Annotated in this window: 19 protein-coding genes; 12 read left to right on the top strand and 7 right to left on the bottom strand. The window is 54.8% G+C overall.

The window, feature by feature from the left end; genetic code table 11:
* The first annotated feature begins 5 nt into the window (after positions 1-5).
* The 6 genes from C0623_01975 to C0623_01950 all read left to right on the top strand — a co-directional run bounded on the left by C0623_01975 (position 6) and on the right by C0623_01950 (position 5,444).
* The gene (locus C0623_01975) at positions 6-599 is read left to right on the top strand and encodes an acyl-phosphate glycerol 3-phosphate acyltransferase (GenBank protein ID PLY03247.1); all 594 of its coding nucleotides are present in this window, start codon (positions 6-8) and stop codon (positions 597-599) included.
* Between the two features lie 4 nt (positions 600-603).
* On the top strand, positions 604-1,611 hold the full coding sequence (locus C0623_01970; GenBank protein ID PLY03246.1) for an endolytic transglycosylase MltG: 1,008 nt from the start codon (positions 604-606) through the stop codon (positions 1,609-1,611).
* A 157-nt stretch (positions 1,612-1,768) separates the two neighbouring features.
* A complete protein-coding gene (locus C0623_01965; GenBank protein PLY03245.1) occupies positions 1,769-3,733 on the top strand; it encodes a hypothetical protein in 1,965 nt (654 codons plus the stop codon).
* 33 nt (positions 3,734-3,766) lie between these two features.
* Positions 3,767-4,216, top strand: coding sequence for a hypothetical protein (locus C0623_01960; protein PLY03244.1), 450 nt, complete (start codon positions 3,767-3,769; stop codon positions 4,214-4,216).
* Between the two features lie 10 nt (positions 4,217-4,226).
* Positions 4,227-4,577, top strand: a complete 351-nt coding sequence (locus C0623_01955; protein PLY03243.1) for a stress response translation initiation inhibitor YciH — start codon at positions 4,227-4,229, stop codon at positions 4,575-4,577.
* An 81-nt stretch (positions 4,578-4,658) separates the two neighbouring features.
* Positions 4,659-5,444 carry a hypothetical protein gene (locus C0623_01950; protein PLY03242.1) on the top strand — a complete coding sequence of 262 codons (786 nt, stop codon included), beginning with the start codon at positions 4,659-4,661 and terminating at the stop codon, positions 5,442-5,444.
* A 68-nt stretch (positions 5,445-5,512) separates the two neighbouring features.
* Here the strand turns inward: C0623_01950 and C0623_01945 are convergent, their stop codons facing one another.
* The 6 genes from C0623_01945 to C0623_01920 are packed head-to-tail and all read right to left on the bottom strand — an operon-like array spanning position 5,513 to position 12,311.
* On the bottom strand, positions 5,513-6,094 hold the full coding sequence (locus C0623_01945) for a hydrolase (protein PLY03241.1): 582 nt from the start codon (positions 6,092-6,094) through the stop codon (positions 5,513-5,515).
* 14 nt (positions 6,095-6,108) lie between these two features.
* Positions 6,109-8,760 (bottom strand): hypothetical protein, encoded by a 2,652-nt coding sequence (locus C0623_01940; GenBank protein PLY03240.1) that lies wholly within the window; start codon positions 8,758-8,760, stop codon positions 6,109-6,111.
* A 31-nt stretch (positions 8,761-8,791) separates the two neighbouring features.
* Complete coding sequence (locus C0623_01935; GenBank protein PLY03239.1) at positions 8,792-9,583, bottom strand: peptidoglycan editing factor PgeF; 792 nt, start codon at positions 9,581-9,583, stop codon at positions 8,792-8,794.
* A gap of 2 nt (positions 9,584-9,585) precedes the next feature.
* Complete coding sequence (locus tag C0623_01930) at positions 9,586-10,578, bottom strand: RluA family pseudouridine synthase (protein PLY03238.1); 993 nt, start codon at positions 10,576-10,578, stop codon at positions 9,586-9,588.
* A gap of 3 nt (positions 10,579-10,581) precedes the next feature.
* A complete protein-coding gene (locus C0623_01925) occupies positions 10,582-10,851 on the bottom strand; it encodes a hypothetical protein (GenBank protein PLY03237.1) in 270 nt (89 codons plus the stop codon).
* 32 nt (positions 10,852-10,883) lie between these two features.
* A complete protein-coding gene (locus C0623_01920) occupies positions 10,884-12,311 on the bottom strand; it encodes a peptidase (protein PLY03236.1) in 1,428 nt (475 codons plus the stop codon).
* A 257-nt stretch (positions 12,312-12,568) separates the two neighbouring features.
* On the opposite strand from C0623_01920, the gene C0623_01915 reads away from it, so the two are divergent.
* The 6 genes from C0623_01915 (at position 12,569) to C0623_01890 (ending at position 16,557) form a co-directional block, all read left to right on the top strand.
* Positions 12,569-13,162 (top strand): Cro/Cl family transcriptional regulator, encoded by a 594-nt coding sequence (locus tag C0623_01915; protein ID PLY03235.1) that lies wholly within the window; start codon positions 12,569-12,571, stop codon positions 13,160-13,162.
* A 116-nt stretch (positions 13,163-13,278) separates the two neighbouring features.
* On the top strand, positions 13,279-13,938 hold the full coding sequence (locus C0623_01910) for an isoprenoid biosynthesis protein ElbB (protein ID PLY03234.1): 660 nt from the start codon (positions 13,279-13,281) through the stop codon (positions 13,936-13,938).
* A gap of 41 nt (positions 13,939-13,979) precedes the next feature.
* The gene (locus tag C0623_01905) at positions 13,980-14,138 is read left to right on the top strand and encodes a rubredoxin (GenBank protein ID PLY03233.1); all 159 of its coding nucleotides are present in this window, start codon (positions 13,980-13,982) and stop codon (positions 14,136-14,138) included.
* A gap of 94 nt (positions 14,139-14,232) precedes the next feature.
* Entirely contained in the window at positions 14,233-15,114 is an 882-nt protein-coding gene (gene lipA / locus C0623_01900) for a lipoyl synthase (protein ID PLY03267.1), read from the top strand.
* Positions 15,098-16,084, top strand: coding sequence for a thioredoxin-disulfide reductase (trxB, locus tag C0623_01895; protein ID PLY03232.1), 987 nt, complete (start codon positions 15,098-15,100; stop codon positions 16,082-16,084). Before lipA ends, trxB begins: the two co-directional genes overlap by 17 nt.
* Positions 16,085-16,098: 14 nt before the next feature.
* Positions 16,099-16,557: a pyridoxamine 5'-phosphate oxidase family protein gene (locus tag C0623_01890; GenBank protein ID PLY03231.1), complete on the top strand. Its 459-nt coding sequence runs from the start codon at positions 16,099-16,101 to the stop codon at positions 16,555-16,557.
* Positions 16,558-16,625: 68 nt separating this feature from the next.
* On the opposite strand, the gene C0623_01885 is transcribed toward C0623_01890, so the two are convergent.
* Positions 16,626-17,087, bottom strand: a complete 462-nt coding sequence (locus C0623_01885) for a TrmH family RNA methyltransferase (protein ID PLY03230.1) — start codon at positions 17,085-17,087, stop codon at positions 16,626-16,628.
* Positions 17,088-17,090 lie beyond the last annotated feature (3 nt).

Genomic DNA, 17,090 nt, shown 5'->3' with positions numbered 1-17,090 from the left:
AACCTATGGAAATCACTCTATTCGTCACCCTTTTCGCCAGCTACCTGATCGGTGCGATTCCGTGCGGCGTTGTCCTGACCCGGCTGACCGGAGCCGGCGATGTCCGCAACTCCGGTAGCGGCAATATCGGCGCCACCAATGTTTACCGGACAGCAGGACGCAAACTCGGCGTGCTGACCCTGATCGGCGATATCATCAAGGGCGTCCTGCCGGTCGCTTACGCCATTCATGTTGCGACGATGCCACCGGAACAGACGGCATTGGTTGCCTGCGCGACCTTCCTCGGACACCTCTATCCGGTCTATCTCGGGTTCAAGGGGGGAAAGGGAGTGGCCACGGCTCTCGGCATATATCTGGTTTTGTCACCGCTTTCGGTCGCCGTCGCCGCCGTCGTATTCATCGGCCTGGTCTGGACCTGGCGCTATGTCTCCCTCGGCTCGGTCGGAGCCGCGGCCCTGGTGCCGATTCTGATTTACACCTTCGAAGGATCGATGCCCCTGCTGGCAGCCTCCCTGTTTATCAGCGTCATGGTCATCTGGCGCCATCACGAAAACATCGGCCGCCTTTTCAGCGGAACGGAAAACAAATTCAAGGCCTGAAGCGATGACAATCAAGAAAAAAATCATTCTCGTTGCCCTGCTCCTCTTCTTTTCAGTTGCGGCATCTTACGGCGGCGTTTTTCTCGCCTTTCTGAATCAGTCCATCGCCCCGCAAAAACCGATCACAATCATGGTCAAGCCCGGCGCCTCGTTTTCATCCGTATCGTATCAGCTCTACCGCGAAGGGGTTATTGCCAACCCCTCCTATTTCCGCCTGCTCGGTCGGCTGCGCGGAGATGCCGCCAGTATCAGAGCTGGTGAATACGACTTTCGCACCGCGGCCCGTCCGGGAGATGTTATCGACCGTCTTGTGGCTGGCGATGTCCGGCGATACCGGCTGACAATACCGGAGGGATTTAATCTTCGAGAGATCAACGCCCGGATCGAGACGAGCAAAATCGTAACGGAAGACAATCTGCTTGATCTGGCGGCCGATCCGGTATTTCTCCGCGATCTCGAGATCGAGGAGCCCAGCCTCGAAGGCTATCTTTTCCCGGAGACTTATACCTATATCTCGGGGACAAAACTTAAGCCGTTGATCAAATCGATGGTTGATCAGTTCCGAAGCCGCCTTTCCGAAGAAATCCTCTCCGCTGCCGCAGCCCGCGGTCTGGACATCCACCAGCTGGTCACCCTGGCATCAATCGTCCAGAAGGAGGCAGGAAACAATGATGAGATGCCGCTGATTGCCGCCGTCTTTCACAACCGGCTGAAAGGCCGGATACCGTTGCAGGCCGACCCGACTGTGATCTATGGCCTGGGCGATGATTTTGACGGCAATATTACCCGGGCACACCTGCGCATGCCGACTCCGTACAATACCTACACCATGACCGGTCTGCCGCCGGGGCCGATTGCCAGCCCCGGAGAAGCCGCTTTAAAAGCGGTGGCTTTTCCGGCCGACGTCAAGTACCTTTATTTTGTTGCCAAGGGTGATGGAACCCACACCTTCTCGCATACGCTAAAAGAGCACAACAAGGCAGTCAGGAAGTATCAATTACGAAAACCTTAGCGGGGGAAGAACAGCTGGCTGACACCGTATCGCAAACGAAAACCGAGGCGCACAAATTAACGAAGGCCGACGCAGGTAACCATCAATCGGTTTTTGCCCTTTGCCAACGCGACTTTAAAGCAGAGCCATAAGGGACAACAACTTTTCCGCCAGCCCGATGAATATGGGACAAACAATTCTCATAGCCGAAGATAACGACAGTGTCGCGGCACCACTCGAACAGCTGCTGCAGAAGAACGGCTACGAGGTGGTCCGGGCCCGGGATGGCGCCGAAGCGCTCGGCGCTATCGTCAAGGAACCACCCGACCTGCTTCTGCTTGATCTCAAGATGCCGCGTCTGCACGGTGTCGAACTTCTTAAAAAGATACGACTCAGCGAAAAAACAAAGTTTCTGCCGGTGATCGTTATGACCGGTATTTATCGCGGCGAAAAGAATGCCGAAGCAGCCCGCCAGCTGGGGGTCAAGACCTATCTGGAAAAACCGTTCCGGGCGACCGACCTGATTGAGGCTGTTCAGTCCAATCTCGCCGCCGCACCGACCCAGTCGACCGACGGAACGACTTTCGACAAGCACCTGCAATATGCCTTTCTCAACCGCTTTTCCGGCATCATGCGCTTTAACATCAATAAGCGTCAACAGGTCTTGAGCTTCGTCAACGGCACCCCGATATCATTACGCCAGGGGATCAATTATGACGATTTCGGTGCCTTTCTACTGAACAAGGGGTTGATCAACCGGCAGGAGTATGACTTTTACAAATCGCAGAGCGGTTTTCGCCATGACCTTCTGGTCCAGATCGGCTGTCTCGATTATCCCGACCTGATGCAGGAAAAACTCTCCTATCTCGGCAGTGAGCTGGTCTCGGCCTTCGGTTTTCCCGCTTTTGCAGTCGAGCTCGATCCGATGTCGCTGCCGGACGACATGCAAATCATTTCAATTAACCTCCCCCGCATCTTCTATGGTGGCTACCACATGCATCCGGGACATAGCGGACAGGCAATCTGCGCCAACTATGCGAACCATTTCCCGTCGTTCCTCCCCTCCTACTTCCGCTACATCAATTTCTTCAACCTGAAATCGGAAGAGCAGGAGTTCCTGCAAAAAATCGACGGCAATTCGAATCTCGCCGGCTGCATCGAAAATCCGGATGCGCTGGCGCCGCTGCTGCTGACACTGACGACTCTCAAGATGCTCGCTTTCAATTCGGAACCGACGGCCAACGCCGAAACAGAGGCGCCGATCCGCCGCCTGTTCAATGCCCTCGACGAAGAAGATGAGGATATCGGCACACAGGAGACCCTCGAAAGCTTTAACGATATCGTCGATGAATCGGACCTTGAAGAAGTCGATCTGGTTGCACCGGAGGCGGCGGCCACCGATTCGGAAGCCGGGTATGACCTTGCAGTCGGCAAGAAGGTACGCCAGACCCTTTCCGAAATGAAGGGCAAAAATCACTACGAGTTGTTTAACATCAGCCAGGGAGATTTTTCCTTCGACAAGTTGAAGAAGAAATACTTTGCGATTACCCATGAATTCGGGCCGGAGCTGATGATGCAGCTTTCGGGGGAAGAAGCAGGTCTGGTCGAGGAGATTCTTTCTCTGGTTTCAACCGCTTACAACACCCTCTCTGATGTCGTCAAGAAAGAGCGTTACGACGAACTTCTCGGATCAGACAGCGTCGGACTCGGCCAGCAGGGTGATGACAAATTCCAGGCTCAGGTCCAGTCGCAATCCGGCAAGGTCTTTATCGAAATGGGCGAATGGAACAATGCGATCAAGGCGATGCAGGATGCGGTTAACTTTGATCCGGAAAACGGCGACTACCTGGCCCATCTCGGCTGGGCGATCTACAAAAACCCGGCCAACGCCACAAGTATGGCGATGCGCGAAAAAGGAAAAAAGATGATCAACAAGGCGCTGACCCTGCAGCGAACCGCCGAAGGGCATGCCTTCAAGGCCTCGATCATCTTCGAATCGGGTCAGGTCAACCTGGCCGAAGCCGAATTCAACAAGGCGCTCAAGCTTGATGCCCGGAACAGCCTGGCCCGAAGTGGTCTGCGTGAATTGCGGGAGAAGAAGGAACAGGAGAAGAAGGGGATGTTCCGAAAGATGTTCCGCTAGGGCTGTGCAACCTTCTGTTTGACAGGTTTTGAAATGAATCAGGTTCTCTTTTATTTGGGCCTCGCCCTGCTCGCCGGAATTTTCATTCCGACCCAGGCCGGCATAAATTCCCAGCTCAGCCTCTGGACCAGATCACCGGTTCTCGCCTCGACCATCTCTTTTGCCGTCGGCACCGTAGTCCTGATTGTCTACTCGCTGGCCATGCGCCTTCCCGTGCCGGTTCTGGCAACGGCCGGGGCCATCCCCTGGTGGGTCTGGACCGGCGGCGCCCTCGGCGCATACTTTGTCGCCGCGACAATCTTTCTCGCGCCGAAACTTGGTGCCACCACCATGGTCGGTGTTCTGCTGGCCGGGCAGATGATCGCCTCGCTCACCTACGATCACTTCGGACTCCTCGGCTATCCGATTCACCCGGTCAGCCTTGGCCGGATTATCGGGGTATTGATGATCGCCGGCGGGGTCATGCTGGTTAAAAACTACTAGGTAATACATTATGTCGCAAAACCGTCTGGTCTATTCCGATGAAGTTGGCAGCAACTGCCCAAAGTGTAAAAAAACACTCAAAAAATGCACATGTACCGCCAATAAAACCGCCGTGCAGAGTGATGGGATCGTTCGCATCGGCCGCTCCTCCGCCGGCCGCAAGGGGAGCGGCGTCACCGTCATTACCGGCGTACCGTTGCAGGGCAAAGAGTTGAAAGAACTGGCAAAAAAACTGAAACAGAAATGCGGTAGCGGCGGCACGATCAAGGATGGTGTCATCGAAATACAGGGAGAACATCGCGACAAACTGGTCGGGGAGTTAAAAAAACATGGCTGGACGGTTAAAAAAGCAGGCGGGTGATTTTATCAACGTACAGCGGCAGGCCCTTTTTATTGACAGAATAACTTAGCGGACTCCGGATAATACCTCGAACAAGAAACCATGCAAATTATTGCGATACATCATTGGCCGGAAGGCCAGGATTTCATTCAGAAAATTGCCGAAAATCTTGACCTGCTCGTGTTCGAAGCGCAGCAACGTATGGCCGGAGGCGGGCCGGTCATTATCGCCAGTTTTGCCGACGCGGCCGTAGCCGAGGCAGCAAAAAACAGGCTTGAGGAAATCGGCACTCCCTGTTTACTGATCGACACCACCGAACTGCAGGAAAAATCAGAGCCTGTCATGGTCCGTCATTTCAGACTGGCCGATACGATGCTTGAGATTGAGACAGCTTCCGGCCAGGAGATAAATATTCCCTACAGTTCAATGACCCACCTGTTGTCGGCAACAACAGTGATCACCCCGGAAGAACAAGGCACGACGGAAACCAGAAGAAAGTTCAGCCTCGGCAAAACGATGCTCGCCGGTGGTGTCCCGATGTCAAAAAAAGTCGCGCAACAGACGGTTGGCAAACAGGAGCAACGCGATGAAATCCTTTGTCTCTACGCTGGTGTCTCGTCGCCGTTCTATTTTATGCGCAACAGGTTGAATTATTCCGGCCTTGGTGATGCCATGAAAATAACCGGCGAGCTAAACTTCAATTTTCTGAAAGCAGAACTGGCCAGGCTTGCCCCTCAAGCCCTGGCGGATGACCGATTACGCAATCGGTCTGGCCTGGTCCGTTTACTGGGAACATCATTTGATCCGGATACGCATCTTGATCTGGCCTTTGAAGTTCTGGTCCGCTCTTTACAACCTTCCGGGTCTGAACCGAAAAAGCCGAAATAAAAAGGGTGGCCCCTTTGATTCAGGCCCACCCTTTGACATTAAAAAACTCCCCTTGCTACTCTCTGGCCCTAATCCGAGCCCCTCTCCTTGATCAATCCCGACACTACCTTGAACTCCGGTGTACCGGCCTCTTTTAACATCTGGAACAGCACCGTCTCGACCGTCGTAACAACGGCTCCGGCTGCCCGGGCATTTTCGACGCCGGCGCGGTAATCGGTCTTGTTGCGTGAGCAGATAGCGTCACCGACCAAATGCACATGATAACCGGCTTCAAGCAGGCCGAGCACGGTCTGGTAAACACATACATGTGCTTCCATGCCGGTCAGGACAATCTGCGTTCTCCCCAGTCTTTTCAAGGCATCGAGGAAGGTTGGCTCACCACAGCAACCAAAACTGACTTTTTCGATCACGGTTTCGGTGCATGCCGAATCGAGTTCGCTGACGGTGTGGCCAAGACCGCGTGGGTACTGCTCGGTCGTCACGACCGGAACGCCAAGTTCGCCCGCCGCCCTGACCAGCATATCAATGCTTTTTCTAAGGCGGCTGTATACTTTTTTCGGCATTGCCGGGACCAGTCGCTCCTGGACATCGACCACAACCAGAACCGCCTGTTCCCGGTCAACGAAAAATCTTTGCAGATCACTACTCATGACATTACTCCTTTTCAACTTTCATCGGAAGTCTTGAAAGATGTCAGGACCCTGGCAATTTCCGAAGAACCGCACCCTTCACTCTTCATCACCTTTTCATATTGTACCAGCAACTGGTTTGCCGCGGCGATATTACCGTCCCGCATCTGGCTGCGATAAAGGGCCTTCATAATCAGCTCATTGCAGCGATCCATGCTCAATGCATGGGTCAGCACTCCGATCGACCGCCGCATCTGCCCCGATTCATTGAGCAGTTCACTCCACTCCAATGAAGCATCAAGACACAACTGTTGCAGGTGCCTGGCGTAAACGGCGGCCCGGTCGGCACTGCACGACCCGGGCACAAACTGACCGCGCCAACGCTCCAGGGCGACGGCGTAAGTTGCATCAGCCTGCCAGAACTCGCGGCGCCGGACGAATTCGCGGGCCCGGGCGATATCGCTCGCGACCTCAACCGCATCGACCGCAACCCCCTCAAGACCGAGCACCCCTTTTTGCAGTTTCAGGTAACGTTTGACCGGTTGCGGCTGCAACTTGTCTTTTAGTAACCGGCGCAGGCGGGAGAGCATGGTATCAAGTGTCGAGCGTGCCTTTTCCGGAGATTTATCGGGCCAGAAGGTCAGTTGCACCTCTTCCTGCGGCACCCGATGGCCGGCTGCGGCCGCCAACAGGGCCAGACATTCCCTCTGGGTTCGACTGAATTCTTCGGTGCCGGCAACAACCCGACCATTGAAACTCAATTCTAGCCGACCGAGAGTCGAAATCCGGAGAACCGGATAGAAAACTCCGTCCGCATCAACTTCAAGCATCAACCGTTTACGAAGAATCTCCCGGGCAAAGGATTCACCTTCTCCGGCATCGCGAGCCAGCTGATAGAATCGACAATAATCGTCACCGATCAGGGTCTGAAGATACCAGCTATTCCGCTCCCGCATATCGGCCATCAGCGCGCCGATCGTATCTCCGGGTTCATTCCCAGGCAGAAGAAGCTGCTGCGCCCGGAGCTGCAGCCCGAGAGAATGCCAGCCCCCTTTAATGATGAAAGGTGCAATTCGGTAAAGGAGTTCTTTCGCTTCGGACAACTCACCGAGGTGGGCCAGTGCCCGCGCACAGAAGAGCTTGGCCAGCGCCCGGCGGAATGTCATTCCCCCCGGTTCGGAACGGCAATCGGAAATCGCCCCGAATGCAACGCTTTCCTCGCCACATATGGCCGCACTCAGCGCCTTGCACCCGTTCAGAAAGGGTCGCACCAGGTCGTTCTCGGCAATTCGGGGCCGCTGCAGGCTTTCGTCACATAATTGTAACGCTTCCTCGTAATGCCCGGCATAATTCAGGGCTTCCAGACGGCAGGTTATCAGCTGTGCCGAGGCGAGATTGTCGCGACCAAGAACTGCACCGACCCCATCGGAAACATGTTCCTTCTGTATCTGCAGATATCTGAAATCACCGATCAACGCCGAACACTTGAGCTGCATAAGTTTCAGCAAAGCCTTGTGCAGATGGCTGACCTGGGGGTGGTTGGCAAAACGGACACAGTCCTCCAGCACCCCCATCATCGTCTCCTGGTCGCCCCTGACATAGGCTTCGGAAACCCGTACCAGGCGATTCAGCACAACCAGATTGACCAGGCCACGGTCTTCTGCCAGAGCTTCCGCGATCTGGAGATATTCGTTCGATGCGGCAAAATCATTGAGGAGAAAGGCGCGACCGATCGCCAGGTTCTGGGCAACGGCCACCCGGGAAAAGACTGATAGCCGATCGAAGTAGGCTTTGTTCAGAACTTCAGCACGCTCAAGGTAGCGTTCAGCGTTTCTGGCATCACCATCAAAGACAACATGATAAAAAACAAGATGGGACAGGGCGACCAATTCGCCGAGCGGGTCCTCGGCAGCAGCATATTGCTGCGCCGTTTGTCGCATATAACCGCCACCCCGCTCCGGATCTTTTTCAAAAAGGACCAGGGCGTAAAATGCGTGGAGAAGCGGCGAATCGAAACCGCTCGAAACAAGTGCCTCGAGCACCGGAGTCAGACGACCAAGCCTGTTTTCGGAATAAAGTGCCATCCCGTCACGGCTGATGACATTGTCCGGATTTTCATCGGCCAATATTTCCTGGCAGATCTCGCTCATTTCCCGATTCGACAAATAAGAGATCAGCAACAGGGCAAAACGGTACTCGGGAAGGCCTAATTCGATTTCTTTTCCGGAGAGAATTATCCGATTGCTACCGGTATCGATCTGCAGCGGACCGCACTGAATTTGTTCCTGTTGAGCCGGTGTCGAAATCGATTTGGTGTGACGCCGCAAAACTGCCTGAACTCTGGCGTTAAGTATTTTCGGACTGAATGGTTTGACGATATAATCGTCAGCTCCCATCCCCAGCCCCTCGACGACATCGGACTCCTCACCCTTGCCGGTCAGGATGATGATCGGTATAGAGCTGGCCTGCGGGTTCTCCTTCAATTTCTGGCAGACCTCAAGGCCATCCATGCCCGGCAGCTCAAGATCGAGCAGGAACAGATCGGGAGGTTCTTCGTTGGCCGCGATAAGACCCTCTTCACCCGAATGGGTGATACGGACCACGTAATCCTCACGGGCGAGGCTGTGTCGCAACAGCCGACAGACACCTTCGTCATCCTCTATGGCGAGTATCCGGTCTTTCTCCATATTCCCCCTGGCGCCAGACAGAAATCTCCGCTTACGTTAGCATGACAAAACCGAGTTGGCGGCCGGTGACACCCTGGTCGCGCCGGTGTGAAAAGAACAGTTCGCGGTGACAGCAGGTACATTCGCGAACGACATCTATGTTGGCGCCAATGATGCCGGCCGCTTCGAGCTGAATCCGGCAGCTCTGGCCGATATCGAGTTGCCACTGGCCAAGCGAAGACTCCGAGCTGATCGCCTCCCAGAAACCGCTGCCGTCTCTGAAAGCGTCGCGCACCGGCCGATCAACCAGGTACTTGTGTGCACCGATCCCGGGTCCGATGGCGACCATCATATCGGCCGGAATACACGAAAAGTGTGACTGCATCGCCTTGATGGTCAGGCCGATCAAACCGGCGGCCGCTCCCCGCCAGCCGGCATGGATGGCAGCCGCGACCTGCCTGACCGGATCATGGATCAAGACCGGATAACAATCGGCAACCAGGATCCCGATCATGATCCCCGGCTGATCGGTAATGATCGCATCACTTTCGACCTTCTGGAAATGGCTCAGATCAGGGTTTTCATCATCAACGATGAGGATATCGGTTCCATGAACCTGCCGCACCGTCAGTAACAGATTCGGATCGAGGCCAAAGGCCCGGGTCAGGGCGGTTCGGTTTGCTTCGACATTATGTTTCGGATCATCGGTCCCGAAGCCGAGATTGAGTGAATTGTAAGGCGGCCGGCTGACGCCGCCATTGCGGGTCGAGAAGCCGGCCTCTATGTTCCGACCGCTCCAATCGGGTTGAAGATAGGATATTTTTCCTTTTTTTCCGTTTTTCATTGTTAATCCATTGCCTGATGCCCGGGATCAGCATCGTATTTATTGTTGAGATAAGTGAGTATGGCGGCCATATCGTTCGGCAGTGGCGAACTGAACTCAACCCGTTCGCCGGTGACCGGATGGACAAAGCCAAGCAGCCGCGCGTGCAGCGCCTGTCGTTTCAATCCCTGAATGAGACTGCGCAATCCACTGTCGCCGATTGCGTTGCTTTTCTTCTGGCCACCGTAAACCGGATCGCCGACGACCGGCAGATTCATCTCGGAAAGATGAACCCGGATCTGGTGGGTTCGGCCCGTTTCGAGGGTCAGCTCGATATATGTGAGGCGATCCCGGTCGAATCGTTGCAGAACCTCCCAGTGGGTTACGGCCCGACGGCCGGCGCGACTCGCTCCGCTCATTTTTTTACGCTCCTGCGGATGTCGACCGATCGGTTTATCGACTGTCCCGGTTGCATTCTGGACATGGCCGAAAACTAACGCCACATAGCGGCGCGAGATCGTATGTTCCTTGAATTGCCTGGCCAAACCCTGATGCGTCGCATCATCCTTGGTCACAACCATGACACCCGAAGTGTCCTTGTCAAGCCGATGCACGATCCCCGGCCGCAGGCTACCACCGATTCCGGAGAGGTCGCGGCAATGATGCAGCAGGGCATTGACCAGAGTACCGCTACCGTGTCCGGGTGCCGGATGAACGACCATACCGGCCGGTTTATTAATAACAATCAGATACGGGTCTTCAAAAAGGATATCGAGAGGGATGTCTTCCGGAAGTGCTTCAATCGGTTCAGGCGGCGGAATCTCAATCTGAATTTCTTCGCCGCCCCTGAGCTTGCTGCCCGCCTTGACAGACGCCCCGTCGCAAAGGATCTGCCCTTCTTCAATCAGTTTTTTTATATGGGAGCGGCTCAGATCCGGCAGACAATCGGCGAGAAACTGATCCAGACGCTGAGGCGAATTGCCCCGTTCAAAAGTAAAACACCGGATCTGGTCCATTCTCTACCAGATGGAGCTTTCAATATTTCCCGCCTGCTTGATCATAACATCGACAACGGCACGATCATACATGTTGTCCTTGTCGGGAAGTTCCGGAATAACCCGGGAATAGAAATGTTCACGCCCCTCGGTCAGCTCCTCGGCCAGCAGTTCAAAAATGTTGTCATTGGTAATCCCTTCCTTGACCTTTTCGGGATTGTACAGGGCAATATCAGAAACAATTGCCCTGGCCAGGCGAAAGGCCAAAGCCGGATTATCTACAAGTTTACTCATTTGTCCTCCCTGATCCGTTTCGAAACATCATATCACAAAGAATTGAAGGCAAGATACATTGTCTTATCATCACGCCTCAACAGCAAGACAATATTGTCGCCGCTTTTCACTTTTTTCGCTTCCCTGACAAAAGCGTCGGCATCATTGACGACGACCCGGTTGATCGTCAGAATAACATCGCCGGCCCGGACCCCGGCCGTAGCCGCCGGGCTTTCGGAGTCAACCGCGAGGACGGCTACACCCTCGCCGCTTTCGGCCGGACCGACATCAAGACCGATGGCACCCGCCTGACGGTCTTCAGGATGATGCATGGCAGCGACCGAAGCTTCACTCCGCTCGGAAACTTTCACCTTGAGCACAATGTTCTCATCATCGCGCCGAACGACCACCTCAACCTGCTGACCAACCCTGGTGCTGGCGACCATCAGCTGCAGCTCACGCACGCCCCGGACCTCTTTACCATTGACCCGGAGTAAAACGTCACCGCGCCTGATTCCGGCCGCTGCAGCCGGTGAATCGGGCAGAACCCGGTTGACCAGGGCACCGGTCGCCCGTTCAAGTCCGAACGAGGCAGCCAGTTCATCCGTCAGCGGCTGAATACTGACGCCGAGCCAGCCCCGGGTCACTTCACCATCTTCGATCAACTGTTCGGAAATAAGTCGGGCAAGATTGATTGGAATGGCAAACCCGATCCCCTGCCCCGATGCGACGATCGCCGTATTGATACCGATGACTTCACCATGGATATTGAGCAGCGGACCGCCGGAATTGCCCGGGTTGATCGAGGCGTCGGTCTGAATAAAGTCTTCATAATCCTCAATCCCGAGGTTGGCCCGTTCGGTCGCCGAGATAATCCCGACCGTCAGCGTCCCCTCAAGACCGAAGGGGTTGCCGATCGCAAGTGCCCACTGACCAACCCGGAGGTTGGCAGAGTCGCCGAGAACCGCCACCGGCAGCGGTTTTCCCGTTTTCACTTTGATTACCGCAACATCGGTCCGCGGATCAACACCGATAATTTCGGCCGGCAGCGACCGACCGTCAGCCAGCCGCACCTTGATTTTTTCGGCTTCCTTGACCACATGCTCATTGGTCAGGATAAACCCCTCGGCACTGATCACGAATCCGGAACCGAGACTCTTGGCCTCCTGCTTCGGCTGTGGGCGACTTTTGAACATATCACCGAAAAAATGTTCAAACAGAGGTCCGATGCTGTCCGGTGAGCGCATTCGGGTCGCGCTGATATTGACAACCGTCGGCATAACCGCAGCGTAAACGTCGATAAAGGCATCCTGAGTTGCGACCAATTCAGCAGAAGGCGTTTCAACCGGGGGCTTGACCCCGGAGTGGCGCCCTGAAGTTGAAACTGCCGTCTCGTTGCGGTCGCTCTGGCACGCCGGAATGTAAAGGAGTAAAAAGACCAGCAGCGCAACCGCTGCCCCTGTTTTAAGGTATCGAAACATGGTGAATTTCCTGATTCTTTATAGCTCTGTAAGGTTAGCCTGAAAACTGTCGATTTGTCAATCATTCCAGGGTTTTCCAAAGGTCATGTCGGCGCGGGATATTTCTGGAGGAAACAATCGGCGCAAGCATCGACGAGAGTGCGAGCACCATGCCGGTTCCCGGGTTGCTGCAGCAAACTGGGCCGGGCATCACAGATCGCGCTTGACTTGCCATTAAGCATGAGTAATAACATTAACCAGAGAGAGGAAGATTGATCATGGATAATGCCCGCGAAGAAGTCAAGGAACTGCAAATTGGCAACAAAATCCGCAAGCTGAGACAACAGAAGCGGATGACACTGCAGTCGCTGACCGACGCAACCGGACTTTCCAAACCGCTGTTGTCACAAATCGAAAATGACCAGGTCATTCCACCCCTGGCGACCCTGCTCAGGATTGCCAAGGCTTTCAAAGTTGGTCTGCATACCTTTTTCGAAGAAGCGGGGACCAGCAAATGCATCTACGTGCCGGCCGGCGAAAGCCGCCAGTTATCACGCAGCAGCCTTCCGTCCGGCATGACGCACCCCTACCTCTATCACTCTCTGGCATTCGGTAAAAAGAACCGGAACATGGAGCCGTATATTATTGAGTTCGAAAACCGCGAACTGACCGATGACCTTCTGGTCAGCCACCAGGGTGAGGAGTTTCTTTTTCTGCTGGAAGGAGAAGTTGTTTTCCACTACGGTGAGCAGATTATCCGGATGCGACCGGGCGATTCGGTCTATTACGAGTCGGGTGAAAAACATGCATTTGTCGCCGTCAGCCAGCAGCGTCCGCGTGGAGTCGCTGTCATTTACGCCGACACACATTAAGTCACTTGCAGAGCTTGACTTTTTGCCCTGACTTTCTAAGCTTTAGCATTCCAGCAAGATGATATCTCTCAGCAATCATCTTATTGTTTCTTGTTGTGTTTCACAGGAGGGAAATCATGGCGAAAATCGGTGTTATCCTTTCCGGGTGCGGCTTTTACGACGGCAGTGAAATTTACGAAACCGTCCTCAGCTTGACGGCTATCGACCAGGCAGGAGCCGAAGCGGTCTGCATGGCCCCCGATATCGACCAGATGCACGTTGTTAACCACCTCGCCGGCGAGGTCGCCGAAGGTGAGACGCGCAATGTTCTGGTCGAATCGGCCCGCATTGTCAGAGGCGACATCAAGGACATCAAGGATATGTCGGTCTCTGATTTTGATGCACTGATCCTGCCGGGAGGTTTTGGCGTAGCCAAAAACCTCTGCGACTTTGCCGTCAAAGGTCCGGACTGCACTGTCATCCCGGACGTTGCCAGAATTTTCCGGGAAACCGGCGCCGCAAAAAAGCCCCTGGCGGCCGTCTGCATTGCTCCGGCTCTTGTCGCCAAGGTGCTTGGGAAAAGCAACTCTCCGGCCCTGACGATCGGAACCGATGAAGGCACGGCCGAGGCCCTCAATTCGATGGGTGCCAGGCATGTCAACTGCCCGGTCAGGGAGTTTGTCGTTGACGAAGAGAACAAGATCGTATCGACACCCGCCTATATGCTCGCCGCCACCATAGGTGAAGCGGCTGAAGGAATTGACAAAACGGTACAAACCCTGATCAATATGATCTGACCGGCCAAACGGCCACCACCATTAATTCAAGGAGAAGAAGAATGGAAAAGTATCGCTGCATTATCTGTGACTATATTTACGACCCAGAAGAGGGTGATCCGGGCAACGGCATCGATCCTGGAACCGCATTCGAAGATATTCCTGATGACTGGGTCTGTCCCCTCTGCGGTGCCGACAAGAGCAATTTCGAACCGGTGTAAGAACGCTTCACGCCAGACGGGATGCAATCTGTTTCATCCATCCGGCGGGTCGGCTCATTGCCGGTTGACCCGCCTTTTCAACATCAGCAGAGCCATGAAAAAAGGTCAGAAAAGAAAGCCGGATTGGCTTAAGGTCAAGGTTCCGGGCGGCGCCGGATATAAACGCATCGACCGCTACCATCGTGAACAGGGGCTGAATACCGTCTGCCGCAGTGCCGCCTGCCCGAATCAGGGTGAATGCTGGGGCAACGGAACCGCGACCTTCATGATTCTCGGTGATCGCTGCAGCCGCAATTGCGGTTTCTGCAATGTTGCGCACAACGACCTGCTGCCGCCGGATCCGGACGAGGCAAAAAAAGTCGCCAGTGCCATTGCCGAGCTGAAGCTGCAGCATGCCGTTGTCACATCGGTCACCCGGGATGACCTCGACGATGGTGGTGCCCGACAGTTTTGTGACCTGGTCAGCGCTATCCACGACATGGCTCCGGACTGCAAAATCGAGTTACTGATCCCCGATCTTCAGGGCAACCGGGCGGCTCTGGCAGAAATCCTTGCGGCCGGCCCCGATATCCTTGGCCATAACCTCGAAACAGTGCCCCGGCTTTACGAAAAGGCCCGCCAGGGGGCAGACTACAACCGATCCCTCTACCTGCTACGCAATGCCGGTGAAATCGCTCCGCATATTCCGACAAAATCGGGCCTGATGCTGGGGATGGGTGAAACGTTGCCCGAGGTCGAACAGACTCTGCATGACCTGCACACGACCGGTTGCTCAATGCTGACTCTGGGCCAGTATCTCGCACCGACCCGAAACCATCTGCCGGTGGCGCGCTATGTAACTCCACAGGAGTTCCTGGAACTGAAGCGTCTGGCCGACAAGCTCGGATTTGCCCACGTTGAAGCCGGACCGCTGGTCCGCTCAAGTTATCATGCGGAGAAACAGCTACAGGAGGCTGCTCATGGCGACAACAACTGATGCCATTTACGAAACGATCATTCTCGGCTCCGGCCCGGCCGGTTTAACCGCAGCGATCTACGCTGCGCGGAGCCGGTGCTGCCCGCTGGTCATCCAAGGGATGCAGGCAGGGGGACAATTAACCACGACGACCGACGTCGAAAACTTCCCCGGCTTCAGTGAAGGGATCGACGGGCCGACCCTGATGAGTGAAATGGAGAAACAGGCGAGCCGCTTCGGCACCCAATTTATAACCGGCGAAGTGACCCGGGTCGAGCTTCAGGAGCGGCCGTTCCGCATCTGGATCGGCGATGACCTGTATCGCTGCCTGACCCTGATTATTTCTACCGGGGCCTCCCCCCGACTGCTCGGTTTGCCGAACGAAGAAAAACTCTACGGTCGCGGCGTATCGGTCTGTGCAACCTGCGATGGCTTTTTTTATCGCGACAAGGATATCGTCATGGTCGGTGGCGGCGACAGTGCGGTTGAAGAGGCGGTATTTTTGACCCGCTTTGCCCGCAAGGTGACGATGGTTCACCGTCGTGACACCCTTCGCGCAACTCCGGTGCTGGCCGACCGGGCCCTGTCAAACAAGGCAATCGAGTTCAAATGGAACAGTGAAGTTGCGGAGATCCTGGAAGATGAGCAGGGCGTCACCGGCATCCGCCTGAAACATGTCGAGGATGGCCGCGAGGAAGAATTGCCCTGTGACGGGGTGTTCATCGCCATCGGCCATATTCCCAACACCTCGTTATTCAAAGGCCAGCTGGAAATGACCGACGACGGTTATCTCAAAACCCGCAGCGGCACCGAAACCAACATCCCCGGCGTCTTCGCGGCAGGTGATGTCATGGACCCATTTTTCCGCCAGGCAATCACCGCCGCCGGTGCCGGCTGCAAGGCGGCGATCCAGGCTGAGCGTTTTCTCGACAACCTGCCGATCGAGGATGAAGGTCTGATTTGCTCCAGAGGCATTTGTCACCCGAAATAAAGGAAAACAGCCCTTTGCGCAGAAACGATAAACAAATCACCGATTTTGAAAAAATCGAAGAGGTTATCCGCAAGTGTCGCGTCTGCCGGCTCGGTCTGAGTCACAACGATCGGCCCTATATCATTCCGATCAACTTCGGCTATCGGGACAAGACTCTCTACTTTCACTCGGCCCGTGAAGGGACAAAAGTTGATATTCTGAAAAAGAATCCGAACATCTGCTTCGAATTTGACATTGACCTCGGAACCGTGCGCAACGAGGATTCGGGCTGCAACTGGAGCAATCGCTATCAGAGCGTGATCGGATTTGGCAAAATTGCAATTGTCGAGGGGGTGGAACAGAAGCGGGATGCCCTTGATATCCTGATGAAAAACTATTCAGACACCCGCTTCGATTACCCATACCGTTCGCTCGAGAATACGCTGGTATTCAAAGTTGACATCGAGTCGATGACCGGCAAACAATCGATCTAATTGTCCCTGCCCCACTGCCGCACGTACTCGAACATAACAATCGAGGCCGCATTACTGACGTTGAGGCTCTACATTTCACCATACTGAGGAATTTTAAGGGTTTTAACCTCCGGAAAATCATTACATTCAAAACTCGACCCGAATTCTTCATGGCCGAAAATGAAAGCGCTTTTTTGTGGTAATTCAATTTCGGTCAGGCTCGTCTCGCCGTCTCCGCTCAGCAGATAACAGGTATACCCCCGTCCGTTCAGGTCAGCATAACTCCCGCAAAAGGTATCGATGAATTTTGCCGGCACTTTCCGTAAAGCCCCCTTGGCCGGGGCCGGATCGAACACCCCGATATTCACCAGGTGAATTTCAGCGGCACCGAAGGCCTGGGCGCTACGCAGGATTTTGGCGACATTAAACCCAGCCTTGAGGTGATCAAGGACGATAACAAAATCATGTACACCCGGTACGGCCATGACATTTTTCTGCCGATCCTTGCGGTAGCGGGTCTCGATCTCTTTAAATTTCGGCTTGCGAGCCATAGC

Source organism: Desulfuromonas sp. (genome assembly GCA_002869615.1).
GTDB lineage: Bacteria > Desulfobacterota > Desulfuromonadia > Desulfuromonadales > UBA2294 > BM707.
This window is presented reverse-complemented; position numbering and strand designations above follow the sequence as displayed.

Bases quoted from the DNA above. Each gene is read 5' to 3' on its own strand.
- C0623_01975 (PLY03247.1), top strand. From the start codon at position 6: ATGGAAATCACTCTATTCGTCACCCTTTTCGCCAGCTACCTGATCGGT.
- C0623_01970 (PLY03246.1), top strand. From the start codon at position 604: ATGACAATCAAGAAAAAAATCATTCTCGTTGCCCTGCTCCTCTTCTTT.
- C0623_01965 (PLY03245.1), top strand. From the start codon at position 1,769: ATGAATATGGGACAAACAATTCTCATAGCCGAAGATAACGACAGTGTC.
- C0623_01960 (PLY03244.1), top strand. From the start codon at position 3,767: ATGAATCAGGTTCTCTTTTATTTGGGCCTCGCCCTGCTCGCCGGAATT.
- C0623_01955 (PLY03243.1), top strand. From the start codon at position 4,227: ATGTCGCAAAACCGTCTGGTCTATTCCGATGAAGTTGGCAGCAACTGC.
- C0623_01950 (PLY03242.1), top strand. From the start codon at position 4,659: ATGCAAATTATTGCGATACATCATTGGCCGGAAGGCCAGGATTTCATT.
- C0623_01945 (PLY03241.1), bottom strand. From the start codon at position 6,094: ATGAGTAGTGATCTGCAAAGATTTTTCGTTGACCGGGAACAGGCGGTT.
- C0623_01940 (PLY03240.1), bottom strand. From the start codon at position 8,760: ATGGAGAAAGACCGGATACTCGCCATAGAGGATGACGAAGGTGTCTGT.
- C0623_01935 (PLY03239.1), bottom strand. From the start codon at position 9,583: ATGAAAAACGGAAAAAAAGGAAAAATATCCTATCTTCAACCCGATTGG.
- C0623_01930 (PLY03238.1), bottom strand. From the start codon at position 10,578: ATGGACCAGATCCGGTGTTTTACTTTTGAACGGGGCAATTCGCCTCAG.
- C0623_01925 (PLY03237.1), bottom strand. From the start codon at position 10,851: ATGAGTAAACTTGTAGATAATCCGGCTTTGGCCTTTCGCCTGGCCAGG.
- C0623_01920 (PLY03236.1), bottom strand. From the start codon at position 12,311: ATGTTTCGATACCTTAAAACAGGGGCAGCGGTTGCGCTGCTGGTCTTT.
- C0623_01915 (PLY03235.1), top strand. From the start codon at position 12,569: ATGGATAATGCCCGCGAAGAAGTCAAGGAACTGCAAATTGGCAACAAA.
- C0623_01910 (PLY03234.1), top strand. From the start codon at position 13,279: ATGGCGAAAATCGGTGTTATCCTTTCCGGGTGCGGCTTTTACGACGGC.
- C0623_01905 (PLY03233.1), top strand. From the start codon at position 13,980: ATGGAAAAGTATCGCTGCATTATCTGTGACTATATTTACGACCCAGAA.
- lipA (PLY03267.1), top strand. From the start codon at position 14,233: ATGAAAAAAGGTCAGAAAAGAAAGCCGGATTGGCTTAAGGTCAAGGTT.
- trxB (PLY03232.1), top strand. From the start codon at position 15,098: ATGGCGACAACAACTGATGCCATTTACGAAACGATCATTCTCGGCTCC.
- C0623_01885 (PLY03230.1), bottom strand. From the start codon at position 17,087: ATGGCTCGCAAGCCGAAATTTAAAGAGATCGAGACCCGCTACCGCAAG.